The sequence below is a fragment of the Infirmifilum lucidum genome (assembly GCF_014876775.1).
Taxonomy (GTDB): domain Archaea; phylum Thermoproteota; class Thermoprotei; order Thermofilales; family Thermofilaceae; genus Thermofilum; species Thermofilum lucidum.
The window spans coordinates 482144-507667 of record NZ_CP062310.1 but is presented as its reverse complement, the minus strand read 5'-3'; the positions used below and the strand labels follow the sequence as shown (position 1 = coordinate 507667).

The 25524-nt window shown below is 56.4% G+C and carries 25 protein-coding genes; 14 read left to right on the top strand and 11 right to left on the bottom strand.

What is annotated here, in order from left to right:
- Positions 1 to 4 precede the first annotated feature (4 nt).
- Positions 5 to 838, bottom strand: a complete 834-nt coding sequence (locus IG193_RS02790) for an aldo/keto reductase (protein ID WP_192819378.1) — start codon at positions 836 to 838, stop codon at positions 5 to 7.
- Positions 839 to 902: 64 nt separating this feature from the next.
- Here IG193_RS02790 and IG193_RS02785 point away from each other — a divergent pair, with 64 nt between their 5' ends.
- From IG193_RS02785 to IG193_RS02775, 3 genes are all read left to right on the top strand, one after another.
- On the top strand, positions 903 to 1316 hold the full coding sequence (locus tag IG193_RS02785; protein ID WP_192819377.1) for a hypothetical protein: 414 nt from the start codon (positions 903 to 905) through the stop codon (positions 1314 to 1316).
- Positions 1303 to 3525: an InlB B-repeat-containing protein gene (locus tag IG193_RS02780; protein ID WP_192819376.1), complete on the top strand. Its 2223-nt coding sequence runs from the start codon at positions 1303 to 1305 to the stop codon at positions 3523 to 3525. The genes IG193_RS02785 and IG193_RS02780 overlap by 14 nt, the downstream gene beginning before the upstream one ends.
- 69 nt (positions 3526 to 3594) lie before the next feature.
- Entirely contained in the window at positions 3595 to 4977 is a 1383-nt protein-coding gene (locus IG193_RS02775) for a thymidylate synthase (RefSeq protein WP_192819375.1), read from the top strand.
- Here the strand turns inward: IG193_RS02775 and IG193_RS02770 are convergent.
- On the bottom strand, positions 4974 to 6212 hold the full coding sequence (locus IG193_RS02770; protein ID WP_192819374.1) for an aminotransferase class V-fold PLP-dependent enzyme: 1239 nt from the start codon (positions 6210 to 6212) through the stop codon (positions 4974 to 4976). The genes IG193_RS02775 and IG193_RS02770 overlap by 4 nt on opposite strands.
- A gap of 86 nt (positions 6213 to 6298) precedes the next feature.
- On the opposite strand from IG193_RS02770, the gene pheS reads away from it, so the two are divergent.
- The 5 genes from pheS to IG193_RS02745 all read left to right on the top strand — a co-directional run bounded on the left by pheS (position 6299) and on the right by IG193_RS02745 (position 13009).
- Positions 6299 to 7852, top strand: a complete 1554-nt coding sequence (gene pheS / locus IG193_RS02765; protein WP_192819373.1) for a phenylalanine--tRNA ligase subunit alpha — start codon at positions 6299 to 6301, stop codon at positions 7850 to 7852.
- Positions 7853 to 7858: 6 nt separating this feature from the next.
- Positions 7859 to 9538, top strand: a complete 1680-nt coding sequence (pheT, locus tag IG193_RS02760) for a phenylalanine--tRNA ligase subunit beta (protein ID WP_192819372.1) — start codon at positions 7859 to 7861, stop codon at positions 9536 to 9538.
- The gene (locus tag IG193_RS02755; protein ID WP_192819371.1) at positions 9517 to 10230 is read left to right on the top strand and encodes an HAD family hydrolase; all 714 of its coding nucleotides are present in this window, start codon (positions 9517 to 9519) and stop codon (positions 10228 to 10230) included. Before pheT ends, IG193_RS02755 begins: the two co-directional genes overlap by 22 nt.
- 42 nt (positions 10231 to 10272) lie before the next feature.
- Entirely contained in the window at positions 10273 to 11811 is a 1539-nt protein-coding gene (locus IG193_RS02750; protein WP_192819370.1) for a glycogen/starch/alpha-glucan phosphorylase, read from the top strand.
- 61 nt (positions 11812 to 11872) lie between these two features.
- Entirely contained in the window at positions 11873 to 13009 is a 1137-nt protein-coding gene (locus tag IG193_RS02745; protein WP_192819369.1) for an iron-containing alcohol dehydrogenase, read from the top strand.
- Here the strand turns inward: IG193_RS02745 and IG193_RS02740 are convergent.
- From IG193_RS02740 to IG193_RS02725, 4 genes are read right to left on the bottom strand one after another with little or no spacing between them, the layout of a single operon-like run.
- Positions 13006 to 13551 carry an NTPase gene (locus IG193_RS02740; RefSeq protein ID WP_192819368.1) on the bottom strand — a complete coding sequence of 182 codons (546 nt, stop codon included), beginning with the start codon at positions 13549 to 13551 and terminating at the stop codon, positions 13006 to 13008. The genes IG193_RS02745 and IG193_RS02740 overlap by 4 nt on opposite strands.
- Positions 13544 to 14335 (bottom strand): 5'/3'-nucleotidase SurE, encoded by a 792-nt coding sequence (gene surE, locus IG193_RS02735; protein ID WP_192819367.1) that lies wholly within the window; start codon positions 14333 to 14335, stop codon positions 13544 to 13546. Before surE ends, IG193_RS02740 begins: the two co-directional genes overlap by 8 nt.
- A gap of 33 nt (positions 14336 to 14368) precedes the next feature.
- Positions 14369 to 15103, bottom strand: a complete 735-nt coding sequence (locus tag IG193_RS02730) for a 5-formyltetrahydrofolate cyclo-ligase (protein WP_225876111.1) — start codon at positions 15101 to 15103, stop codon at positions 14369 to 14371.
- Between the two features lie 11 nt (positions 15104 to 15114).
- Positions 15115 to 15918, bottom strand: coding sequence for a nucleotidyltransferase domain-containing protein (locus IG193_RS02725; RefSeq protein ID WP_192819366.1), 804 nt, complete (start codon positions 15916 to 15918; stop codon positions 15115 to 15117).
- A 107-nt stretch (positions 15919 to 16025) separates the two neighbouring features.
- Between IG193_RS02725 and IG193_RS02720 the strand changes: the two genes are divergently transcribed.
- The 5 genes from IG193_RS02720 to IG193_RS02700 are packed head-to-tail and all read left to right on the top strand — an operon-like array spanning position 16026 to position 20713.
- Positions 16026 to 16427, top strand: a complete 402-nt coding sequence (locus tag IG193_RS02720) for an HIT family protein (protein WP_192819365.1) — start codon at positions 16026 to 16028, stop codon at positions 16425 to 16427.
- The gene (locus IG193_RS02715) at positions 16396 to 17145 is read left to right on the top strand and encodes a diphthine--ammonia ligase (protein WP_225876110.1); all 750 of its coding nucleotides are present in this window, start codon (positions 16396 to 16398) and stop codon (positions 17143 to 17145) included. Before IG193_RS02720 ends, IG193_RS02715 begins: the two co-directional genes overlap by 32 nt.
- Positions 17138 to 18943 carry an ASKHA domain-containing protein gene (locus IG193_RS02710; RefSeq protein WP_192819363.1) on the top strand — a complete coding sequence of 602 codons (1806 nt, stop codon included), beginning with the start codon at positions 17138 to 17140 and terminating at the stop codon, positions 18941 to 18943. The genes IG193_RS02715 and IG193_RS02710 overlap by 8 nt, the downstream gene beginning before the upstream one ends.
- A gap of 6 nt (positions 18944 to 18949) precedes the next feature.
- A complete protein-coding gene (locus IG193_RS02705) occupies positions 18950 to 20122 on the top strand; it encodes an amidohydrolase family protein (RefSeq protein ID WP_192819362.1) in 1173 nt (390 codons plus the stop codon).
- A 27-nt stretch (positions 20123 to 20149) separates the two neighbouring features.
- Positions 20150 to 20713, top strand: coding sequence for an ATP cone domain-containing protein (locus IG193_RS02700; protein ID WP_192819361.1), 564 nt, complete (start codon positions 20150 to 20152; stop codon positions 20711 to 20713).
- A gap of 10 nt (positions 20714 to 20723) precedes the next feature.
- Here IG193_RS02700 and IG193_RS02695 read toward each other — a convergent pair whose 3' ends face one another.
- Genes IG193_RS02695 through IG193_RS02685 form a run of 3 tightly spaced genes read right to left on the bottom strand, consistent with a single transcriptional unit; the run spans position 20724 to position 23563 of the window.
- Positions 20724 to 21680: an SPL family radical SAM protein gene (locus IG193_RS02695; RefSeq protein ID WP_192819360.1), complete on the bottom strand. Its 957-nt coding sequence runs from the start codon at positions 21678 to 21680 to the stop codon at positions 20724 to 20726.
- Positions 21681 to 21686: 6 nt separating this feature from the next.
- Positions 21687 to 22616, bottom strand: a complete 930-nt coding sequence (locus IG193_RS02690) for a zinc ribbon domain-containing protein (RefSeq protein WP_192819359.1) — start codon at positions 22614 to 22616, stop codon at positions 21687 to 21689.
- Positions 22613 to 23563 carry a hypothetical protein gene (locus tag IG193_RS02685; protein ID WP_192819358.1) on the bottom strand — a complete coding sequence of 317 codons (951 nt, stop codon included), beginning with the start codon at positions 23561 to 23563 and terminating at the stop codon, positions 22613 to 22615. The genes IG193_RS02690 and IG193_RS02685 overlap by 4 nt, the downstream gene beginning before the upstream one ends.
- A gap of 82 nt (positions 23564 to 23645) precedes the next feature.
- Between IG193_RS02685 and IG193_RS02680 the strand changes: the two genes are divergently transcribed.
- Positions 23646 to 23846: a hypothetical protein gene (locus tag IG193_RS02680; protein ID WP_192819357.1), complete on the top strand. Its 201-nt coding sequence runs from the start codon at positions 23646 to 23648 to the stop codon at positions 23844 to 23846.
- Positions 23847 to 23853: 7 nt separating this feature from the next.
- On the opposite strand, the gene IG193_RS02675 is transcribed toward IG193_RS02680, so the two are convergent.
- Both IG193_RS02675 and IG193_RS02670 read right to left on the bottom strand, forming a co-directional pair.
- On the bottom strand, positions 23854 to 24915 hold the full coding sequence (locus IG193_RS02675; RefSeq protein WP_192819356.1) for a hypothetical protein: 1062 nt from the start codon (positions 24913 to 24915) through the stop codon (positions 23854 to 23856).
- 46 nt (positions 24916 to 24961) lie between these two features.
- On the bottom strand, positions 24962 to 25513 hold the full coding sequence (locus tag IG193_RS02670) for a hypothetical protein (RefSeq protein ID WP_192819355.1): 552 nt from the start codon (positions 25511 to 25513) through the stop codon (positions 24962 to 24964).
- Positions 25514 to 25524 lie beyond the last annotated feature (11 nt).

Sequence of the window (25524 nt, the reverse complement as noted above, 5' to 3'; positions counted from 1 at the left end):
ACCTCTACACTACGACCCTCCTGTACTTCTCAGATATAAGCCTCCAGTCCTCCTCGCTCAGCCTCCACCCAGCCGCGCCTGCATTCTCCTTAATGTGGCGTTTATCGCTGGCTTTCGGTATCGGCACCACGGGCTTGAACCCCAAGAGCCAGTTGAGCGCGACTTGCGCAGCTGTCTTGCCGTACTTAGCTCCAATGCTTGCTAGAAAGGGGTCTCTAGCCAGCTGACCCTTCTCGAGGGGCGTGTACGCCAGGTAGAGCATGCCCTCCCTCTCGGCATAGGGTATAACAGAGCTCTCGTCTCTGCGGTCGAGCAGGCTAAACTTGTTCTCCACGGCCACGACGTCGACGTGGCTTAGACAGCTCCTGGCTTCCTCTATTAGCTCTACGCCGAAGTTGCTTACCCCGATGAACCTCGCATAGCCCCTCTCCACAGCCTCCTCCAAGCCCCTCATTGTCTCGCACAGCTCTACGCCCTCTGGGGGCCAGTGGATGAGGTAGAGGTCAACATACGTCCCAAGCCTCTTGACGCTAGCCTCAGCGGCCTTGACGACCTCATCCCTGGCGGCGTGGGTCTGCCAGACCTTCGAGACTATGAAGAGCTCCTCCCGGCTAAAACCCCTGATAGCCCTGCCCACGAGCTCCTCGGCGTGGCCACCGCCATACATCTCGGCTGTGTCGATGAGTGTGAGGCCCAACTCCAGCCCGTACCTTAAGGCCTCGACCCACTCGTCGTCGCGAGTGTAATCCGGAGTCCAGAACCCACCCCCGATATCCCACGTGCCCATCCCGATGGCTGCAACTTCTAACCCCATTTTCGGCACGAATTTCCTCTCCATCAATGTTCCTTCCATCGGGTAACAATATATACTTGCCCTTGCTGAGATTACGCAGAGGTCTATTATGCGCGCTGCCCAGGCGGAAGTCGTAGCCACCCTCCTACTGATGGCCATAGCGGTCGCGCTCTGGGCGCTAGCGTGGAACTTCTTCTACCCCACCTGGCAACAGATTTCGCAGAGGATCGAGAGGGAGCGCCTCGCCTCCGAGAAGGGGTTGCGAGAGTACCTCCTGGTGGAGTTGCTCGAAAAGAACAGTAGTACAAATACCATATGCGTCCACGTCACCAACACAGGCGATGTTTCTTCCGAGATAGTCTCAGTGTACCTCAACGGAACCTTGGCGTGGAGCGGTTACGCCCCGATTCCCGCAGGACAGTCGAAGAGCATATGTACAAGCTTCACAGCAAAGGGAACCTACAACGTGGGAGTCTGCTCCTACACCAACTGCTTCGAGGCGAGAGACTATGTGGTCCCGTAGGGCGCAGGCGTCTGCTCTTGGGGCAGTATTCCTCACGATAGTCCTCGTGCTGGCGGCAGTAGTCCTGGTGCAGTACATGAGGTCACAAACCGAGCTACAGGCAATAGCCTCCCAGGTTCAAGCGCAGAGAGCGGGCGAAGGAGCCCTCACCTTCTCAGTAAACGACACGTATGCAACATCAGTTAGTGGCAATAACAGTCCGATCTCGCTTAGGGTAAATGTTCTCAATGGAACTTCTGTCTCTACAGGGACTCTCGAGGCACCGGACGGGAAAGGCCTCCTCCTCACCCCCACGGCTACGTCAAGCGGGTACCTGCTCCGGGTAAACGTCTCAGTGTCTGTTCCACTGGACACTGTAAACCTTACGCAGGGTCTGTACCTCAGGCCTAGCGCCACTATATGCCTGGAAATTTACACTAAGACCTCCTCGGGGAGCTACGCATTCTACACGGCGTACATCCTGCCAGCAAACGCGACTTCAAGCGTCCAAGTAACGTCCACAAACTACATCCTCTCAGTGCTACATCCCAAGAACTTCACGCTCCTCTTTGACAGAGTCCAGACAAACCTCACGCGCTACAACGCTACAGGCTTCTACCTCAAGATCGTGAACAGGGGCCCGGGCTACACTGCCCTCTACGGCCTGTGGGTAGTCACCAGTACAGCCGCGAAGAGGATGCCGCTCAACGCCGTGCTCCCGCCCGGCGGAGTGCTGCCACAGATCCCGGTGCAGCCGAACTCCTCCTCGGTGAATGAGGTTAGAGTCACCACGTCGACTAGAGTGTATATCTTACGCCCAACGCCACCCCGACTGCTCGGAGGAGCAGCCCCTCCTGCAGCCGGTACTCTCTTGATAGCTGTGTACCCGCCCGGCTCTGGGACAACAAACCCCCCGCCAGGGACATACACGTACCCGCTAGGCTCTCAAGTAACAGTCACGGCGAACCCCAGTACCGGCTACGCCTTCAAGTACTGGCTCCTGAACGGAACCGTATACTCCTCCAGCCAAACCGTAACCGTCACTGTGACCAGCTTCGTAAACTTGACAGCTGTATTCCAACCCGCGCTGCCACCTAAATTCGTGGTACTGAGCTACAACACGACAGTAACTGGGGCAGTCTCCTCGCAGCAACGGCTAGTAGTCACAGTCAACAACACTGGCCAGTCTACAGGTGTAGCCCAAGTCGAGGTCTACGACCAGTCAGGCAACCTTGTAAACAGCACGCAGGTGACAGTGCCTCCGGCAACACCCCAACAGGCAGTCGTTGTTATAAAGCTCCCGTCAACGCGCGGGACATACACCTGGACAATCAAGGTGAAGAACCTCGCCACTGGAAACTACGACGACGTGAAGACATTCACGGTGATCGCCAGAGACATCTTCCTCCAGTCCCGGAGCGCAATAGTATACGAGGACTTCGAGTCAAGCGCGCTCCCCTCAGGCTGGACGCAACTCGGCGGGACATGGAGCACAGCGACAGGGGGCTGGAGAGGCTACGCGTTAAGCGGTAGCGACAACAGCCAGGGCCCCGGCGGCGACTCCATTTTCGCCAACAACACACAGCTACCCGCAACAATATACGCTGTGGTCAAGCTCGGAAATGTGAAAGTAGATTACACGTACAGAGGCTTTGGCTTACTTGACTCTCTGAGCACTACGGCGTTCTTCTATGAGGTCTCTATTAGTCCAGTATCTACCTCCTACCTCTACCTATACATATGGAGGTTCACGGGGAACTGGAGGCCTCTAAAGTCGACAACTGCTGCTTACACGGGGACATGGTACACTCTCTACCTCGTGTTTACGAGAGGCCCGCCGAACACTATTACTGCCGTCCTCTATGACTCCAGCGGCAACCAGTTGGCTACAGTCTCCGCGAGCGACTCTGTGGTGAAGCCCTCATACATAGGCCTGGCCGTGGACGGGTCATCTTCAACGCTCTTCGACGACGTCGTCGTCGCCACTGGAGACCCCAGGTACGTGACGGTAACTGGGCTACAGCAGGGCTGGAGCGTGCTGCTCGTGGACTTCTCGGGCAACACTGTTGCACGTGCAATCGCTGACTCGACGGGTGTGGCCCGGTTGTGGGTCTTGAACAGCTCTGTTCTGCGGGACGCCACTATAAGGGTGCTGGACTCGAGCGGCAGCACGGTGATTCAGAAGACGTTCCCCGTCGTCATCGGAGGGGACACTTACTCTTATGGATGACTTTCGCCGCCCATATTTCCAGTGTTAGCCTCTTATACTCTCTTTCAGTCTCAACCTTGACGCTGCTGCATGCCTGACATTGTAGTCCTGAACCCCGAGTCCAATGTGGCGGTGGCCACCCTATGGACGAAGAAGGAGCTTGTAGTTGGGAAGCTCAGGGAGCTCGGCGTCGACACGAAGGTTAACATCGTCGGCACCCTTTACACCAGGTACGGGATAAACTACCTCCTGTACACCCTATCCCAGCACACGGAGATAGACTCGGTCATTGTTTTCGGGGCAGACCTCTCGGGGAGCGGGGAGGCGCTCGTCGAGCTCTTCAGGGGCAGGGTTCCTGAAGGCCTGAGGCTTATGTGGCCCCTCGAGGAGGTCAAGCCTATAATAGATAGCGTCAAGGTCGTAGACCTCCGCGAAGCCTTCAAAAAGAACGACTTTAACGCACTTGCAGAGGCCGTAGCTAGAAGCTACTCGCCGGGCGCCAAGAGGCAGCGTGTAAACCTCGAACTAAGGGAGGTTAAGGCCTCCTCCTGGCCCTTGCAGGTGGCGGGCCTGAGCATAGTCGAGGACGACGTCGTGAGGGCCTGGGGGAAGCTCCTCGACGCCGTGATGACCTGGGGTTTCCTCAAGGAGAGCGAGTACGGGGAGATGCAGAAACAGCTGCTCGGGGCCCAGGTTGTGCTCTACGCGGAGAAGGCCCTGAAGTCTGCGGAGAGGCTCGGCGAGTTCTTCCCACGGGACGAGCTAGAGAGACACGTGGAGTCGCTAATCAGGGGTGTAGAAGGTGCGAGCTACTCGTACGGCGAGAGGCTACGCAGGCACAGGGAGGCCGGGGATCAGCTAGAGCTCATAGTGTCTAAACTTGCCTCCTCGCCTAGCACTAGGAGGGCTATTGCCTTGACGTGGGACTTCCAGGTAGACCCCTGGAGCAGGGATCCCCCGTGCCTCGTAGCGATTCAGGGAGACCTCTCAGGGGGCAGGTACAACCAGCTAGCGTACTTCAGGAGCCACGACGCCTACGCCGGCTGGCCCGTCAACGTCTACGGCCTACTGAGGCTAATGGAGCACGTCTCAAGCCTCCTCTCCGAGAGGACAGGCCGGAGCGTGAAGCCCGGCTTCCTAATAGTCTTCAGCGCCTCGCTACACGTCTACGAGCACGACTGGCTACGCGCGCAGGAAGTCGTGAGCCGGGAAAAGAGGGGCTTCGCGGCATTCGTAGAGGACCCCAAGGGCAATTTCATAGTAAGGCTCGAAGGCGGCAGAATAGTCCTAGAACTGAGAGACCAGGAAGGCGTCCTCGTCGAGAGCTACACCGGCACCAGCGCCAAGGAGATCCTAGGCCAGGTTAACCTCGACGCTCTAATGCCCAGGCACGCGTCGTACCTGGCCAGAGAGCTAGTCCGCGCCGAGGAGGCTTTGAGGAAGGGGCTAGAGTACGTACAGGACGCCGTCTAGCCCACTGCAACCACCAGTATCTTCCTGAGAGCCTCTTCGAACACGTCCAGCTCCTCGAGCGTGTTGTAGATGTAGAAGCTAGCCCTCACAGTCCCGAGGGGTGCTCCCAGCCTCTTTATGAGCGGTAAGGCGCAGTGGTGGCCGCTTCTCACAGCTATTCCCTCGCTGTCCAGCAGCTGTGCTACTTCGTGCGGCGTGAGCTTTCCAACGTTGAAGCTGACAACTCCAGTCCTCTCCCTTGGGTCTAGGGGGCCGTACACCTTCACCCCGAGCCCCTGCAGAATGTCGAGAGCCTTCTTAGTCAGCCTCCTCTCGTGCTCCTCGACGTCCTCCATGCCCAGTTTCTCCAGGTACTCGACTGCAGCTGAAAGGCCTACAGCGCCAGCCACGTTAGGGGTGCCGGCCTCGAACTTGTGAGGGGCTTGCAGCCACTCGGCACTACATTCATCTACCCCGCACCCGACCAGCGAGATGGCCCCTCCGCCAGGAAACGGGGGCTCGAGCTTCTCCGCCAGCTCCCGGGTTACGTACAGCCCTCCGATGCCCATGGGCCCCAGCATCTTATGCCCAGAGAACGCTAGGAAGTCGGGCTTAATCCTGCCCACGTCCACGTGCATGTGCGGCACGCTCTGGGCTCCGTCGACGAGGCACAGGGCGCCGTGCTTGTGGGCTTCTTCACAGAGCTCCTTAACAGGGTTAATGACCCCTGTAACGTTGCTCACGTGCGTTACTGCGAGAACCCTCGTCTTATCCGAGAGTTTCCTGTAGAAGTCGTCCAGGTCGAGTGTCCCGTCCTCCCTGACCTCGATGATCCTGAGCCTCGCCCCGGCGACTCTGGCGACGCGCACCCACGGGAGGAGGTTGCTATGGTGCTCCATTCGCGTGACGAGCACTTCGTCCCCGCTGCGGAGGTGCCCGGAGACTAGCAGGGAGTAAGCGGCGAGGTTTATGCTCTCGGTCGCGTTCTTCGTAAAGACGAGTTCGTCCGGCCTGGCCCCTATGAACGCGGCGACTATCTTACGCGAGGCCTCGTACGCCTCTGTTGCAGTCAACGCGAGCTCGTGGACACTTCTGCCGATGTTGGCGTTCTGGTTCCTGTAGAAGCTGTCGACAGCTTCAATAACCTGTACCGGCCTCTGGCTCGTGGCAGCGTTGTCGAAGTATATGAGTGTCTTTCCGTGAACCTTCCTCGTGAATATCGGGAAGTCTTTCCTGATCTCGTAGGGGTCTAGCAAATAGTATCCCCGGGTACCGATATACGGGGGCAAACAATATAAATCATTATGTCCAGTTCTTCTGAGTAAAGTTTAAAGGTGACCGTATGGATAGCCTTCGTGGTGCCCATGGAGCGCCAATTTTAGAGAAGGTTTTTCTCCCAGAGAGGCAGAAGAGGCTAGTCGAAGCGGTTCTAAGAGGGGTTGACGATGTAGACGTGCTCGCGTCCGTTCTCGGCGTGAGACGGGAAGACATAATGCGGGATCTAGAGGAGTTGAAAGCTAAGGGGCTCCTTGAGGTTGAAAGAGCGGAAGAAGTGCTCTACGTCTTGACGAAGGAGGGCGAGAGATGCCTGGCCGAGGGCCTCCCAGAGGAGAAAGTCCTAGGAATCCTCAAAGCCCGAGGCGAGCTCCCGAAGACCGATCTCCTCGCGCTGGGGGCGAGGAGCGGTGTTTCTGAGGGCGAGGTAGAGTTAGGCCTCATGCAGCTCGCCGCGGCCAAGGCTGTCTCGTTCAAGTCAGGCGTTGTAAGCCTGGTTGATGCTAGCAGGGCCCAAGAGCTCGTAGAGAGGAATAGGAGTGCGCTACGCCTTGTCGCCCAGGGCTCCCAGCCTGATAGTGATGTTGCAAACGCTCTCAGGAGGCGGGGTCTCATAGAGGCAAGGAAACGCGCCAGGCTTAGAGCCGGACCCACTGCTCGTCTACTAGAGCTCTGGGATAAGGGACTCGTGCTAGAGGCCAGAGTGGTAACAGAGCTTACACCCGAGTTGGTAGTAAGCGGCGCCTGGAGGGAGGCCGTATTCAAGCCTTTCGACCTCAGCGCCGAGCCCCCTAGAGTGCTCCTCGGCCGCAAGCACCCGTACCTGGAATTCCTCGACTGGCTCAGAGAAATCCTTGTAGAGATGGGCTTCGAGGAGATGAAAGGCCCACACGTAGAGCTCGAGCTGTGGAACTTCGACGCCCTCTTCCAAGCCCAGGATCACCCGGCTAGGGAGATACACGACACGTATTTCGTAAAGGGAGGTATCCAAGGCTCCTTCCACGACGAAGAGCTCCTGAGGAGAATCGCAGCCGTCCATGAGAGCGGGGGCGGCACAGGATCCCGCGGGTGGGGCTACAAGTGGAATCCCTCGAGGGCGCTCAGGCTCATACTCCGCACGCAGACAACAGCAGTCTCTGCTAGAACACTCTACCAGCGCGGCCCCGGGGAGTACATGTGCTTCTCCCTAGACAGAGTGTTCAGGCCGGAGAACCTCGACGCTAAGCACAGCATGGAGTTCTACCAGCTCGAGGGCATCATCGTCGGGCAGCACGTAACGTTCAGAAACCTCCTTGGCTTCTTCGACGAAATGGCGAGGAGACTGGGGCTGGGGAGGGTCAAGGTCAAGCCGGCCTACTTCCCCTTCACGGAGCCAAGCGTGGAGGGCTTCATAAAGCACGAGAAACTGGGCTGGATAGAAGTCTTCCCAGGTGGGATGTTCCGCCCGGAGATGCTCTCGGCCCTAGGGGTTAAGGACGTAAACGTCGCAGCATGGGGTATAGGCATCGACAGGATAGCCATGGCAGTGCTCGGAATAGACGACATCCGGCTCCTCTTCACACAGGATCTCGAATTCATAAGGCGTACTCCCCGGCCTATACCGCTGAGCCTGCTGAGGTGACGCGGGATGCCTGTAGTAGAGGTGAGTCTTTGGGACATCGAGAGGCTTGTCGGCCGGAGCCTCTCGGCCAGCGAGCTGGAGGATCTACTACCAAGGCTGAAGTGCGAGGTAGAGGAGATTAGCGACTCTAGAGTCGCCTACGAGGCTACGCACGATAGGCCGGATCTCTACTCCGCCGAACTGCTCTCGGTCTACCTAAAGGGGCTTCTGGGGGTGGAGGAGGGCCTGCCAAGGTTCAACTACGGGGGCCTAGCCGGCGAAGCCCGAATCGAGGGGCCGGAGTACAGGCCATACGCGTTCTTCGCCGTCGTGAAGGGCGTCAGGCTAGACGACGAGGCGATACGCCAGTTGATGCAGCTCCAAGAGAAGGTACACCTCACTTACGGCAGGGACAGGAGGAAGGTCTCGATAGGGCTCTACGACCTCAACGGCGTAGAGTTCCCTATCAGGTACGTCGGCGTTAGGCCAGACTCTGTGAAGTTCAGGCCGCTCGGCTTCACCGTGGAGATGACCCCCCTGCAGGTGCTCAGCGAGCACCCGAAGGGGATGGCCTATAGGCACTTACTCGAGGGGCAGAGCGTCTTCCCGTTAATCCTGGACGCTGCGGGTAAAGTCGTTAGCTTCCCGCCAATAACTAACAGCGAGGACTTCAAGGTGACGGAGTCCACAAGGGATATCCTCGTCGACGTGACGAGCACAGATCCGGAGGCAGGCAGGAGGGTCATAGCCCTAGTTACGTCGGCCGTGGCCGTCAGGGGAGGGACGATCTACCATGTGAGAAATGTCTTCGCGGACAGATCTGAGCTCTCCCCGAGGCTCGACCCGGAGACGATACTTTACGACGTCTCCCTGAACAAGAGGTTGCTCGGGATAGACCTGGGTGTACCCGAGACAAAGTCCCTGCTGGCCAGGATGCGGATGGACGCGACTGAGAAAAGCGGGAGCGAGCTACTCGTGGCTTACCCCTACTTCCGGGTAGACATACTCCACCCCGTGGACATTGCAGAAGAAGTCGCAATGGCGTATGGCTACGATAGGATAGAGCCGCAGTACATGCCCCCTCTCCACCCCGGGCGCGAGGACGGGCTAGAGGTTTTCTCCAGGGCTGTCCGCGAGGCAATGGTCGGGATGGGCTTCCTGGAGGTGAACAGCTACATTATGACGAGCAGAGAGCTCATGTTCACCAAGATGGGCCTGGAAGCCGGGGAACTAGTAGAAGTGGAGAATCCGAGGCACGAGATGTACCACGCCCTACGTGTGTGGATAGTGCCCCAGCTACTCTCGACTCTATCGAACAGCAAGCACGCAGGCTACCCGCAGAGGATATTCGAGGTAGGCGATGTAGTGATCCCAGACCTTTCGCGTGAAAACAGGGCACGCGACGAGCGCCACCTCGCCTTTGCGATAGCGGGTAGAGGCGTGACGCTCACGGATGGCTTAGCAGTTCTAAAAGCTCTCTGCTCGCTCTTCAATGTGAGGTACGAGCTCGGACACTTGGAGCACAAGAGTTTCATAGCTGGTAGAACCGCTAGAGTAGACACAGACTGCGGCGAACTCGGTATATTAGGGGAGATTCACCCGCAAGTTCTCGTGAACTTCGACCTAGCAGTCCCCGTGGTAGCGGGTGAGCTTAACCTCGAGGTTCTCAAGAGGTGCTACGAGAGGTGGAGAGAGGGCTCCTCCTAGACCTCTGGGGCACCCTCTTCTGGCCCAGGCTGCCGCTCGAGGAGTACCACCTGATGAGGGCCAAGATGATACTACGGGCTCTAGACCAGGATGAGTTGAGCTTCGATGCCGTGTATAAGGCTTATATGGACGCGAGGAGGCTTGCCGACAAAATCAGGAACACAACACTCCATGAGGTAGACGTCATTGGCGAGGCAATAATCCTCCTGGACAAGCTCGGAATAGAGCCCACTGGAGACCTACTCCGGGAGCTGGAAGAGGCCTACCTACACCCCTTCGTCACGCAACTAGAGCTGGCCCCCGGCGCTGTCGAGTTAATCCGAACAGCGCGGGAGCACGGCTTTAGAGTCATACTAGCCTCTAACACCATTAGCGGCAGGCACGCCCGCATCCTCCTCATGGAGAAAGGGGTGCTCGGCCTATTCGACTACCTCGCTTTCTCGAACGAGATAGGCTTCCGCAAGCCACACCCGAAGTTCTTTTCGGTGATAGTACACCAGACAGGGATATCGCCATCCCGTAGCGTCTTCGTGGGAGACGAGGAGGGGGATATCGCAGGCGCTAGAGCCTTCGGGATGAAGACAGTGGCCTTCACGGGGTTCCACGAGTACAATGGCGGTGTGGCCCCCGACTACTTTGCGAAGAGCATGTCAGAGGTCGCGGAAATTATAAAAGTTCTTAGTAGCGCTTAGTATTGAAAGTTTTTTAACTGGCTCGTAGATATCCTAAGACACATGTCTGACGATGCTATTGTGAGTATCACGCCCGAAATAGCGTTAGATGAAGGGTACACGTATGCCGGCGGGCTTGGCGTCCTCGAAGGCGACAAGTTCTACACAGCCGCTAGGCTCGGGCTGAACTACTACGTGCTGACGCTCCTGTACCGGGGCGGCTACGTCGACTACGATTTCGACGCGGACGGCACCCCAGTCCCCAGGGCCCAGCCGCAACCACAGAGCTTCCTCGGAGGGCTCCAAAAGTGCTGCGAGCTCGAGTTAAAGCTCAAGGGCGAGAGCGCGAGCGTAGTGGCCTGGCAGTACAGGAGGGGGAGCGCGAGCGTGATCTTCTTCGATCCCCAGGCGCCGGAGTGGGCGATACACCTCACGGATCGCCTCTTTATCGAGAAAGACCTCCCGGAGAGGTTCCTCAAGTACGTCCTGCTAGCCAGGGCCTCTGCTGAGTATATCAAGGAAGTCCTGGATCCCGAGTCTATACGCTACGTCGACCTCCAGGAAGCGTATACTGCCTTCCTACCCCTCATCTTGAGACTACCCGGGCGCTACAGGCTAATAGTGCACACGCCAGGCCCGTGGGGGCACCCTGCATTTCCTAGAGACTTCTTCGAGAAGGAGTTCGGCTACAAGATGATAGAGGAGAAGGTCGTGCTCACGACTCTCGGAGCCATCATGTCAGGTGAAGTGATAATGGTCTCGGCGAAGCACTACGACATCATGAGGCGCGTAATCCCCCATTTACTCGAGAAAGCCCGGTTCGTCACGAACGGGATCGACCTCGAGAGGTGGATGCACAGGAGAATCAGGGAGAAGTACGAGAAGGGCGAGCTTAACAGCGAGAGCTTCTCCTCTTCGAAGAGCGAGGCCCGCGGAGATCTGGCCAGGCTCGTAAACGCCAAGAAGCCCGTGCAGGCAATTAAAGATCGAGCAGTCATAGTCTGGGCTAGGAGGTTGACGAAGTACAAGAGGCCCTACTTCGTCACCAGGCTGGTGGAAGAGCTGAGAGACGAAGCCGTATTCGTCCTCGGCGGGAAAGCCCACCCGGAGGACAAGGAGGGGCTACAGTTCATGAAGGCCTTCAAGGAGCTCGAGAAAAAGTACAGCAACGTCGTTTACTTCCACGACTACGACGTGGGGAAGGCTAGAGTCATCCTGGCCGGAGGAGACATCCTCCTCTTCACGCCTTTCTCCGGCTGGGAGGCGAGTGGGACGAGCTTCATGAAGGCAGCCGTGAACGGCACAGTGCCCATTGCCTCCCGGGACGGTGCTGCCGTCGAGCTGATAACCGATGGCGTAAATGGCTGGCTATTCGGGCATGATATAAGGGATCTGGTCGACTTCGGCCGCGATCCACGGGTGGCGGAGATAGATGCTAGAGAGTACGAGGAGCTAGAAGCGAAGCTCCAGAAGGCGCTTGACCTCTTCAACTCGGATCGGGAGGGCTTCCAGACGATAGCCCTAAGCTCTATTCTGACGTTCGCGCCTAGAGTCGACATGAAGAGAGTGCTGAGAGAGTACTACCCTGACTTTGTCAAGTAGTACCTCCTCAAGCCGGAGTTAGGCATAAAGTATTTTCGGCGCAACTCCTATCTTTAAAGCTATGAGTAGAGGCGTGGAGTTCTCCGTCTGGCAGCCGACGCGCGTGATCTTCGGACGTGGCTCGCTAGACAGAGTGGGGGAACTAGCTTCAGGGGTGGGCTCCCACGCTCTCGTCATCACTGGGAGGGGCTTTGCTAGGAGGTACGGCTACGACGAGAGGATTAAAAAGCTCTTGGAAGAGCATGGTGTAAGGGCGAGCTTCTTCCAAGGAGTCGAGCCTAATCCAACGTACACTACAGTCGAGAAGTGCCTCGAGGTTGCACGTACTGCTGGAGTCGATGTCTTCGTGGCCTTCGGGGGCGGAAGCGTAGTAGACGTTGCTAAGGCGGTCAACGTCACTTACACTCTTGGGGGGAGGGTCTCTGACTACGTCTACCCGAAGTCTGTGAACCAGAAGCTTAAGCCCCTGATAGCTATTCCAACCACGCACGGGACAGGTAGCGAAGTAACGAAGTACAGTGTTCTTGTAGACGAGGCCAGCAAAATGAAGGTCGCTATCTCAGGCGACGGGCTGTACCCCGACTACGCTCTCCTTGACCCAGAAGTCCTCAAGCACCTGCCAAGGGATCAGAGTGCGAGCACCGGACTCGATGCGCTGAGCCACGCCATTGAAGCATTCTTCAGCAGGCGCAGTACCCCCTACTCGGACATACTGTCCCTAGAGGCGGCAAGAATCGCGTTCCGCTACCTGCCCTGCGCGGTCTCAGGGGTGCTGGAGTGCAGGGAGAAGATGCTCTACGCCAGTATGCTCGCGGGCCTGGCAATAAACTACACGGGGACGAACGTGGGGCACGGCCTGGGCTACACTCTCACGGTGGAGCTCGGTATCCCCCACGGCCTGGCAAATGCGATGATACTACCCGGCGCCGCCCGCTTCTACGAGGCCTACATGCCCGAGAGAGCGGAGACGTTCTTCGAGAGCATAGGAGTCTCCAGGCCAGCCGGAGGGCTAGGCGAGTTGCTACAGTCCTTGAAGGCTAGTATAGGTGCTCCTCTCAGGCTAAGAGAACTTGGTGTCCCAGAGGAGAGATTAGAGCACTTCGTAAGAGACGGCCTACGCTACCAGAGGAACCTCTTGAACTCTCCCTTTGAAATTACAGAGGACGTGGCCCGCGAGATATACAGGCTAGTCTACTAGGACGCCAGGAGGTTCGCGATTTTCCTCGCTATCTCCACCGGCACGCGGTCGCGGTTGGCAAAGCTGAGCTCCACCAGCTCCACGTCTCCCCTTGATAAGATGCTTTTCCCGTAAGGATCTTTGCCTGCCCTCTCGTGTATAGAAGCGGCGACAGGTCTCTTGGAGTCAAGCGCCGCCATGACAGCCTCCTTGAACTTGGGGCTGAGGAGCTCCATAGGGCCTATCTCGTCTATAATTACTACTGAAGCCTTATCCACTGCCGCGTAGATGGCGTTCACCCCCACGCCCTCTAAATCCCTAACGTTCACTGTGTACCTCCCTATCCTAGGGCCGCTCTTTAGCTCCACGCTTGCGAGGACACCCCTAGCGTTGCTCAGGAGGTCTACAATCTCGAACCCCTTCCTCACCCCCGCCTCTCTCACCTCGAGAGTCAACATGCCGCCTACAACAATGCCCCTGCTCGTCAGGATTTCAGCAACCTTCCTGAGGCACGTAGTCTTCCCTATGCCCGGCCGGCCTGTTACAATGAAGTTTTTAGCCAAGAGCACCCCCCAGCTTTTTCTTCACCTCCTCCACTATGCTCGCCAAACTCTCCGTTCTGAACTCGAAAAGAGAGCCGAGAGAAATAGGTGTAATGGCTATCTTGCCGTCCTCCAGTACCGCGTGGACGTCGCTGTCCTCCTCGGCCTCCACGGGTTGCCCATAGAGCCAGTAGTACGGTCTCCCATGGGGGTCTCTCCGCTTGACTACCGCCGCGGCAAACCTACGCTTAGCCGGCCTCGCCATGACAACGTCCGTCGAAATTACAGGCGGAAAGTTTACGTTGAGCGCGTCGACGCCCGGGGGGAAGCCGCGCTTGACCACGCTCTCGGCGATTGCACGGGTGGCGTTGAGGACGAACCTGTGGTACTCTGGCTCCTCCAACTCCTCTGGGGAGTCAACGCACGCGCTGAAGGCCACCCCAGGCGTGCCCTCGATTGATGCCTGGAGGACAGCCCCCAGAGTGCCAGAGGTAAGGATCACCTGGATACTCAAGTTATCCCCGATGTTTATCCCGGAGAACACTATATCCGGTTTACCCGTGACTACGTTCATGGCAATGTAGATGACGTCGGAGGGGGTTCCGCTAACCAGGTACACAGGCTCCCCGTCTGTCTTTAGCTTGTTGACCCGGACGGGTTTGTGGAGGGTCAGGCCGAGGCCCGTGGCTGACTTCGGCGTCTCTGGGACTACGACATAGACTTCTCCTAAATCCCGGACAGCCTCCCGTAGTAGCGCCAGTCCCGGCGAGAAGGGGCCGTCGTCGTTTGTCACTAGAATCTTCATACGTATCCACTCTCCTCAGTTGCTTTTAAAGGCTTATTTCTTGGAAAACCTTCGCAAATCCCTGAGGATTGGGATACTCGTGATGTAGTCCTCTCCGAGCAGATCCCAGTAGATGCCCTCCGGCCTGAGGTACTTCCTCTGAGTCTTAATACTACGAGTAGGAGTCACCACATAGTCCACGGGCACATCGTGCTTCAGCATGGGCACGCCGTCCACCACCTGTAGGTCGTGAACCGTGGTGACTATCGGGGCAGAGTCGTCGATGGCCCCCAGAGTTCTGAGGATCCCGAATTCGAGGTCGCTGAAACCTCCACCTTTCCCGACCCTCCCTCCATACGTGTCTACCGCTACGCTTCCCGCGACTTTCAGGTCTATTGGCGGCACGTCCAGCGTGATGAATCTGCCGTATTCAAATGCTCCGCGTATTGTTGAGGCGCGAGGGATGGCCGCTCTGGGTATATTCCTTGGATTCACGAGGATGAAGCCTTTACGCAATCTAGGGGAGGCCATGATGAGCAACTTTCCGCTCCTCAAGACGGCTTCCCTCACGTAACGCTGAGGCGTGTCCGGATTGCAGAACACGACTCTAGCATCCTGGAAGATGTTGCTTTCTACTAGTCTCCTGGCAGCCGCCTCGGCGCCCCGAAAGTTCGGGATCCTGCCCTCAATCGGGAACGGGGGGAGAGCCACTCTCTCGGCCAGGAGCCTTGACCAAATGCTCTTCCTTATCTCTTCCTTTACTCTCCTCACGTCGTGCGGTGCCTGCACCGGGATCACCCCTACGGAGAGATGCGGGCTTTGCGCGTGTTACCGTTCCTGTCTACGCCCACGGCTACGAGTTCGACGCGCCCCTCCTCCTCGACAGCTTTGATATCAGCGACGAGGACGTACTCCCTTGAAAGGATCTCAACGACGCGGGACGCCTCTGGGAGTCTAACCTCTAGCAAGCTGGCGACGGCTCTAGAGACCTCTGAGAGCATCGGTAGCAACTCTGCCACCCTCATGCCTCTAAATCGGGCCTCCCGTACCTTCAAGTAAACCCTAGCCACGTCCCCACGTGGGGCTAGGAAGCTGATCACCTCGTCGTCAGAGAGGAGTACCTTTGCCTCCCTGGCGGCTACAAACCTCGCGGCGCTCCTTAGCGACTTATAGGCGTAGTTGAGCGCGTTGTGAGGCCTGCCGGACAGGTAGTTCTGTATGCTGATCGAGTAGCACACAAGGGCGTGCCTACTCAAGTAGCTGAGTGAGCGGTCAGTGAGAGGGGGCTTCACGCTTAGAGCACTCGCAACCTCCTCCCCGCCGTAAATAAGCCGGCCGCGGACGATCTCGTGAGCGATGAACTCGCCGTCGCGTATCAGCTGGTTGAGCTCGTCGAGCGTGAGGAACAAGAGGGAGACGTCGGGCCCTAACTCCTCCATTATGAGGGCTCTCTCCTCCACGGGCGGCTTCTCCCTGACTATAACCGCTATATTATAGTCGCTTAGCGGCGTGAAGTCCTCGCGCCTACTTGAGGAGCCGTAGACGACTACCCCTAGCAGGTTCTCCCCAAGTAGCCGGCCAAGCAGCGTGGGTAGGGGTTCCAAGGCTATCCGGATGTACTTACGTTAAGGAGGCCTAAATATTCTCCCCCCAGTAGTCCCCCGTGCGAGGAGCGTAACCTTATTATCTCCTCCCAGTCTTCTGCTCCACCATGAGCGGTGAGTGCGTGTTCTGCCGCATAGCCCTACGCGAGCAGGAGTCCTTCATAGTGTACGAGGACGAGGAGTTCATGGTCTTCCTCGACAAGTATCCCATAACGCTTGGACATGCACTGGTCGCTCCGAAGAGGCACTATGTGAACATTTTCGACATGCCCGAAGAGTCTGTGGCTAGGGCTTTCGTTCTAGCCAGGAAAGTTGCCGAAGCACAACTGAAGGCTCTCGGCGCAACTGGCGTCAGAATAGTCATGAATAATGGCAGGGATGCCGGCCAGGAAATCATGCACGCGCACATACACGTCGTACCTTATGGCGTGCCCCGCCTGGGCAGGAGAGAGCTCGACAGGCGCGAGGGTGAGAAGGTTGCAGCGGTCCTCAGAGGCTCGCTCGCCTAGGAGAGTCTGCTCGCTCTTCTCGGGCGGTAAGGACAGCACGTACGCCCTGCACTGGGCTGTTCTCAAGGGTTTCGAGGTCGCCTGCCTGGTTACGGTAAAGCCGCGCGCGGAGGACTCCATGATGTTCCACGTGCCGTACGTTGAACTGGCTAGGCTCCAGGCCGAGGCCCTAGGCCTGCCCATAGTCTACTACGAGCAGGGTTCCGAGGACGATGTCAAGGCGCTCAGGAGAGCAGTGTCTGCTGCTTGCGAGGAATACGGGTGCACGTCGATAGTCACTGGAGCCTTGAAGTCTGACTACCAGCGGCTACGCGTCTCTATAGTCGCAGAGGAGCTCGGCCTAGAAGTCTTCAACCCCCTCTGGCGCAAGAACCAGGAGGAGTACTTGAGGGAGCTCGTGCGGCAAGGGTTCCGCTTTATAGTAACGTCGATATCCGCTAAGGGTTTAAGCCCTGACTTTCTCGGGCGGGTTATTGGAGTAGACGACGTGGAGGCAATAATTGAATTGGCTCGCCGCCACGGCTTCAACCCCGCCTTCGAGGGCGGCGAAGCCGAGACGCTGGTCGTGGACGCGCCCCTCTTCCGGAAAGTACTGATGGTCGAAGGGCATCCTGTTAGGGTGTCCGAGTACAATTGGGCCTTCAAGATCACTAAAGTAGAGCTATTGGATAAGTACAGCTCCAGCCTGACAGCTAGTACGGTGGCCAGCAGTGGCTGACGTGGTGATTGAACCCTATAACATCAGGGTTAGTGGCGAAGCAGGGGAGAGGCTCTACGACATCTTGAAGAGAGCCGGTGTGCCGTTTAGGACTGAGTGCGGGGGGCGGGGGCTCTGCGGTAAGTGCAGGCTCATCATAAGAAGCGGGAATGTTACTCCGCCGACAGAACGCGAGATTAGGCTACTCGGAGAGGACTTGGTCGAGAGCGGCTACAGGCTAGCCTGCCAGACCAGAATCCAGGGAGCGGTACGTCTACTAGTCCCGCTCGAGACGCGCGTGGGGTCTCTAAGCGTTGCGTACTCTGGTTTGGCGAGGAGCGCCCCCCTATCGCCAATAGTCAGAAAGAGGCTTGTTGATGTTCAGCAGCCAAGCCTCGAGAAGCCCTTAGCAGATGCCGACTCGCTACTCGCGTCTCTCAACGGGGAGCGCTTGGATTTCGGCGTGGAAGCGCTGAGGGAGCTACCCCGTGCCCTGCGGCGAGGCTCCTGGAGGGTGACTCTCTCGATCTGGAGGGGGAGTAGGGTCATACGCGTGGAACCAGGGGACACTACGCCAGAGAACCTGGGAATAGCCGTCGACGTAGGCACTACGAAAGTCGTGGTACACCTCGTTGACATGAATACAGGCCGGACTCTAGGAGGAGTCTTCAGCGAGAACCCCCAGGTCGTGTACGGGGACGACATAATCTCTAGGCTGAGAGCAGCCCTGGACAACCCGAAGGCGCTAGAGGACATGAGGCGCCTCGTTACAGGAACAGTGAACAACCTAGTTAGAACGCTCTTAGTCGACTCGGGTTTCGCGAGCTCTGAGATCAACGCTGGAGTGGTTGTAGGCAACACTGTTATGCACCACTTGTTCCTAGGCGTCGACGTCTCGGGCCTAAGCTTCTCGCCTTTCGTCCCCTCCTTTGCACGGCCCCTAGAACTGCCTGGAGCCTCTCTCGGGCTCGAGAGTGTCAGGATGGTCTACTTTCCTCCCGTGGTAGCAGGGTATGTGGGTAGTGACGCCCTAGCAGACGTTATAGCCGTAGGCCTCCACCTCGAGGATAGCCCGTCTCTCCTCGTCGACATCGGAACCAACACTGAGATAGTCCTCAACACGGGCAAAGAGCTCCTCGCATGCTCTGCGCCTTCGGGACCAGCGTTCGAGGGAGGACACATCAAGTACGGCATGAAAGCTATGACGGGAGCAATAGCGTCTGTCTCAATAGAGGGGGACGTGGTACAGTACAGCGTTATAGGAGGGGTTAAGCCCATCGGGCTTGCAGGCTCAGCGCTAATAGATGCGGTAGCATCCCTCCTCGATAGCGGCATCTTGAACGAGAGGGGCTTCTTCAACAGGGACAGCAGTAGAAGAGTCAGGAAGTCGGGGGAGGGTGAGTGGTACGAGTACGTGCTAGTGTATGGGGAAGAGAGCGGCACGGGAGAAGACATAACGGTCAGCGAGAAAGACATTAGCGAGCTGAGGCTAGCTAAGGCCGCAATTGCCAGCGGCGTGAGAACCCTCCTGGAACATGCTGGGCTCGACGCGGGCTCACTCGAGAAAATATACGTAGCCGGGTCTTTCGGCTACAGCATTCGCCCTGAGAACGCCGCTAGGATAGGGCTCCTACCGGATGTCGACCCGTCTCTGGTAAAGCAAGTTGGCAATACGGCTATTGAGGGCGCGAAGCTCATGCTGCTCTCAGAGGACATGATAGCTGAGGCGCTGAGAGTTGCTAGGGAGATGAAGTACGTTGAATTATCAGCCTCTCCGTACTTCAGGAGGCACTTCGCTAAGTCTTTGAGGCTGGGGTGAATCGCGTTGCGGCTAGTCTTCAGGGAATGCTCCTACATTTTATCGCCACAGGGCCTGCTGAGGAACATTGACATAGCAATTGAAGACGGAAAAATCGTTGCAATTGGAAGGAATATTGGTGGCGACGAGGAGGTTGACTGCAGGGGGCTAGTCTCCCTGCCCGGCTTCGCGAATGTCCACACGCACCTATCCCACGTCTTTGCGGCTCCCAAGGTCACGCCTTCATGGGAGAACCACCACGTCGAAGCCCACTCACGCGAGGCCGTAGAGCACCTCTTGAGGCTCGCCTTAATAGACTCTCTCGAGCATGGCGTGACTCTCGTCGCCGACACAACTGCGTACCCCGATGTACTGCGAAGAGTTGCAGCGGAAGTTGGAGTGAAGGCCGTGCCTGCGGTTCCGTGGAGGATGCACGGAAGGCGTGAGCGCGGGATAGTCCTGGAAAGCCTCGAAGACATCGTGGATTTCTCCGAGGAGATCAAGAGCGCTCTCGAGGAAAACCCATCGGCCGTGCTTTTTGTCCACGTGGCTAACAGTAGGTTCCAAGTGTATGCGTCAAAGACAAAATACGGGAAGTTCCCCATAGAGCTTGTGGACTCTAAGGGCCTCCTCAGCAATGTAACGATTCTCGTCAACCCGGGGTGGGCTGCGAGCTGGGAGCTGAAGCTCATCAGCAAGAGGGGGTCGAAGATAGCTTATGCACCTGTGGCCGACGCTTTTACGGCAAGCGGAGGCTCGCTACCAGCCCGCGAGGTCGGCTACCACGGGATAACTTCAGGCCTCTGCACAGAGTCTCCTCTCCTGGGCTTGTCCCTAAGCGTGCTTGACGCTGCGAGGCACCTGCTCCTCTTGCAGAGGAGCCAGTTCTGGGAGAGAGAGCTCACGGCGCTGGAAGTCCTCGATATTGCTACACGCGGAGGCTACTCTATCTTGGGCTTCAAGGGCGGCGTATTGGAGGAAGGGGCTCCTGCTGACCTCGTGTTCTTCTACACAAGTCTCGTATACGTTGAAGACGTCACCCCTGAGAGGCTCCTCTTCTCGCTAGGCCCTGCGGGCATTAAATACGTCCTGGTAGACGGGAAATTTGTCTTGGATCCCCCAAGGAAACGCTTGCTAGAGGAAGCTAAGCGCGAGTCCCTAGAAAAACTCCGCGAACTAAGTTATGAACCGAAGGGTTAATTACACTGGGTATCGAGAATTTTCTTAATGGCTGCGAAGAAAGTTGTTAAGCGGGACGGGAGAGTAGAGGACTTCTCTGCCGTGAAAATATACAACGCCTGCATTGCCGCTGGAGCTCCCGAAGAGGTTGCGCACGAGATTGCCCGCGAAGCCGAGGAGAAAATCAGAGACGGCGCGTCAACTGCAGAGATTAGGCGGTTCGTGCTTCAAAGGCTGAAGGAAATGGCCCCCCACGCTTACGAGGCGTGGATCTTCTACGACCGAATAACAAAGGGGAGGATAACGTTCGAAGACGGTAAGGCTGTCGTTGTCGAGAAAGGCCACCTGTACCTAGGGAGGGAGGTCAAAGACATCGGGCCGCCCGGTCTGTCCTCGTCCGAAGAAGTGAGAGGCGTCCTAAAGGAGCTGGAGGACGACCTGAATTTTGGAGTGTCGAAAGCCACGATTAATGCCCGGCTATATGCCCTCTTCATGGGTGTCCTAAAGTCTTCTAAAATGCCCGCTGAAGAGAAGGAGAAGTCTATAAGGCTCATAAACGAGTTTCGCCAGAAGCTCGGCTGGAAGCCCTACGAGTTGAAAAAATTGCTTTAAAAGAATCTTTTTAAGCCTCATCCTGTATCTGGCTTCTGGGGGATGATGCGTCCCGGCCTTGTCCGAGAACATGTGAGGCGCCGGGTTTAAGATGACCCCTCTTTGCCAGGTGCGTTCCGTCGCAATTCACTCCGGGTGTGTTTAGAATTGCTAACCCTTCCCTGCAAGTAGCGAAGGTTAAGCTATTTCTCTTGGCCACTTCTTTCACGAGTCGCATTACGCTCACCCTGTAGCTACTGTCAGCGTAGAGGTAGCCGTGCAGCCTCTCCCCCCTCTCGAGATAGAGTTCGCGTATCCTTGGGATGAGTTCTGGAAAAGCCTCTGTTACTCGCCTAAGGTTGTCGGGCTTGACTTTGTATGTGGAGCTGACAATATGCTTCGCACCGGCCGACGCCGCAGCCTCTATGACTTCTCTTATGCTATTGCTGTCGTCATTCAAGCCGGGTATTATCGGGTCAAACCTTACGACTACCGGTACCCCGGCCTCCGATAAGGCCTCGACGGCTTTAATCCTCCGCGTGGGCGGGGGAGCGCCAGGCTCAAGCCGCTTGGCTAGGTCGGTGTCAAGGGTTGTTATCGTTATCGAGACGACAGAGTTTGACTTCGAGAGCATGTCTATGTCCCTCAAAACGAGATCCGACTTCGTTACGATCTCTATGGTGAACTTTTCTCTCAGCATCTCCAGTAGGCGGCGCGTATATGCCTTCTCCTTCTCGAGTGGCTGGTAAGGGTCACTGCTACTACTTATGTTGACTGTAGAGCCTTCTCTGAGCTTCTGGAGATCTCTACGAACTACTTCAATGAAGTCCTTTTTAGGCCTGGGGCTGAAGAAGTCCCTAATGTAGGACGAGGCGTAGCAGTACAGACACCTGTGAGCGCAGCCCGTATAGGGGTTTACAGTGTACTTAAATGGACACGTGCAGAGGCTTGTCGCGCGCCACGGGTCAAAGGATCTAATGTATGACATAACTCCTCATTCGAGTTCCAAGTACTCCCTAACAGCGACTACTCTAGTCACAGACCTAGTTATGGCGGGGATGGCTGCAGTCACTCCCACTAGCAGCCCCCCGATAGGAGCCAGGAGTTCACCGCCAAAGAACTTCGCATAGACGAGGCCCCCAGCTACCCCGAAGAGTATTGCCAGGAGCGAGTAAGCCCCAAGGGAGACTCTCCCGTGGGCTGTCTGAGGGTACTGGGCCTCTATGACTATGCCGCTTGCCCCGTCGACGAGCGCCCGGTACTTGCCGTTGCGGTACGAGTATTCTAGTACCCACACTGGGTAATAAATGAGCCCCCTGTACTCGACCTTTCTCTGAGTCACGGTTAGGGAATTCAGTGAGCTAAAGCTCTCCATGGCTTCAAGCCTCACCTTAGACTCGATGATCGAAGCGGCTATTTTCTCGGCGGCCTCCCGTGAGACCTGCGGCTCGTGGAACACTCCTTTGTCCTTAATCTCTGGATTGAAGGGCAACTTCCCCCTCACGGGGAGAGGGTAAGCCTCCAGTTCTCTGTCGAGCCACGTCCCGGATGCAGGTATGGACACAAGCCTTGTCTCGGTAACTTCTGTTATCGTCTCGCCGTAAACGTGGCTGAAGCCTCTAGCTGTAGCCTTGAAGTCAGTAAAGAAGAAGTACACGGGAACCCAGTGTAGCTCCCTCTGCGTGACTGCAAACTCTGTGGGTAGGTCTCTCGAAGCTGCATACTGCCTTGCAAGAAATTTGACAAGCTTCTCGAACGGGTCAAGGGACTCATAGAGAGGGAAGTAGAATTGAGCCTCTTCGGCCTCTAGCCTCTTCTCTGGGTGGAATGCTGTGAAGCAGTAAGGGCACGTTACTCTCGCCAAGCTTGATGGTATGCTGAACCGGGCCCCACACCGCGGGCACTCGACTTCTACTGTGCTCATGCCCTCTCAACCCTGGCGCTTTCAACTATGCTTCTACCGATGGAGTAGGCGGCCAACGTAAGGCCTCCAAGAACTAGGAGCGAGTTTTCAAAACCTACAACTGTTGCTGTTGTAGCGAAGAGTGATCCCGAGACCATTGAGAGCGCCAGTCCCCCGAGCATGCGCGCCAGCCTCTCGGTCGCAGTTAGGGGTTCAGACCTGTAGACACAGTACCCATCATAGCCGTCAAGCACAGCCGTGTAGGACGCTCCCCCGACAACGTAGGTAACGCTCCATACAGGTACATAGACGAGTTTAAGGTCTGTAACTTCAGACACTTTCGCGCTGAAGAAATCTAGCTTCTCGCCCCTCGCCCTGTACTCGCTCCTTAAAGCGTCGACTAACTTGTCAATCATTATCCTCACAGCTTCTCCCTTGCCTACCTCGACGCCTAGGAATTCCAGCTTAATTTTCTCCCATTCGTAGTCCTCCTGCACAAGGGGGATAGTTTTACTACTCTTCACAATGTACCCGGCAAGCACGTCCCTTACAGCCGACGACGGTATTCTACGCCTCGCCGGCAGGAAAACTCTTCTACTTATGTTTTTTACCTCCCTTAAGTATGCTTTTCTTGCTACAACCCGCTTTCCCCTCTGCTCATACTGAGTTATTTGCCACGAGGCAGTCACAGTACCCTTAAGGCTCGCGTACCACGCGGGATGGTATGCTCCCGTTATCTCGATGACTTCCAGGTCTCTAAACTTTGACAGTTGGGGGTCGCTCCTGGCAGCCTCGTAGAACTTGTTCTCAACATCACTCCTTGGGAGGGACGGTACAACGTGAATCAACGAGGGGCCGAAATCGCTTACGATTATGTTCGGGTAGCCGCAGTAGTCGCAGATATCTATCAGCGACTCAGGGTCGACTGTTAGAGGGGCGCCGCATCTCATACACCTTAACTCTTCCACAATACCCTTAGGCAAGTCCTAAGTGATAAGTCTTCTCCATGATAGGAACTTTTATCTAGGCGGGGTTTAGGTATACAAGCCTATGGGGGACAACAGGGAACAGAGAGAGGAGAAATCTTCCCCCTTTGCGAAGCTAGAGTATGAGGAGTGGACGCGGCACTCTCATCCCTCTGCATATGATAGTGTACTGGATCAACGCGAGGCTAGAGTTGCGCTTGCTCTAATCTTGGTGGGGCTCACCCTACTTTTCCTATACGTAGCACTCTTCCTGGCGGCCAGGTGACCTGTCTCTACTGTCCTAGGGCCTGCTCATCTCCTATCCTGTAGACGTGCCATTGGGGCTTAGGTTGCCTCGGCGTGTATATTGCCTCGTACATTACTTCTAGGTTGTAGGGGTCTTCCCGGAATGCATCGCCGAATGGAAGAGTATACTCGAGAACTTCGTGTATTAGGACCCCCCTATAAGTGAAAGCCTTTACCAGTTCACTCTCCTCTAAGAAACGGTAGAGCTCGAAGAGATCGCTCCCCTGTATGTAGGACAGGACATATACTCTTCCGTCTTCGGAGACGAGTGTTTCGCGGATCATCGGGTGGAGGGAGAGGCCCCAGGCAACTTGCTCGGAGCTCTCCCTGCTCGTGTGTAACTCTAGCAGAATGCCCGGAACTCTCAGCGAGCGAAACTTGGGTGTAAGCACGTTGAACAAGTGCAGAGGGCGGACGTGCTGGTTGTAATGATAGCTTGCAGTCTGCTGCTTCAACCCCATTTCTTCAGCCTTCTTCGACAAGCGAACAAAGGGATCCCGCATAAGCTCTGCTGTTATCCATAGATCCACGTAGTCAGGTTTTCTCTTTACAGGTGCACTAATTCTCGGCGAAATCTCTCTTTCCATGATTTCTCGTATAGAGTCGAAGTTTACTCTGAGGTAGCCCCCATCCAGTACAGCGTCTCTTGGCATATCACTCCTCCACAGAAACCTCCCCGCAAGGCTAGTGTACTCCTCGGACTTCAGTATGTCTGCCACATCGCTACACCTCCCAGCGGGGCATAGAGCCAACAATAACAGGGAGAGCTCACTTTTCCCAAGAGACACGGGTATTTTCTCGAGGACGAACGGTATTGGCTTCTGGTACAGCTCTTCGCTGAACCTAACTTTAAATAGGCCTAGCGAGAAGCCCATAGAGTTTAAGTCGAAAAGGGCACGTAGGAGGAACTTAGACCTCAAGCTCGACAGGACACGGGGAACACTCGACAAGCTTACACCAGAGCTACGCGCAACGTCAGTGTAATCCCTGCAGAAAGGTAGGTGCCTTATTACGTTGAACTCTATCCTCCTAAGGCGAAGCACGCGCACTTCAATTTCTATTAAAAAAGAGTCCAAATAAAAATATCCGGTGAACTTACCTTACTATCCCCGAAACCTCTTGGATTAGCCTTAGAGGTGTGTACTTTCCGTCCTCGTAATACATCCTGGGTAGTGTTATAGCTACGAGTTTGAAGGCGTCCGGGCTCCTTGCCCGAAGACCTCTTAACTCGCTAGCGACTTGAACAGCCTCTGAGAGCATCTCTTCTCCTGTTTTAGTGTTGCTCCAGTCGTACAGGGCATAGAGAACAGCCCCAATAAGCTTTCCGCTGTTAAACTCTGGGAAGAGCGAGTCGTCTTCTATTATGGATGCTATTTCAACTACATGCTCGAGGAACTTCTCCCCGACAGCTGTTGTGGTGAAAACTCCGTTTCTCTCCACGATCATTTCCCGTGCGGTGAGTCCTTGAGCAAGCAGGTATGGAGTATCTACGCCGAAGCCTATCCCGCTCTTTATTCCCCCTCTAGACGCCCTAATACCCTTCTTTCTCGCGAGAATTACTAGCGTCTCCAGCACTACGTTTAGTGTTTTCTCCAGCTTCCCCGCGTCCAAGTATACCACGACTACTCCTGCCTTAATCCGCCCCATGTACCTAATTA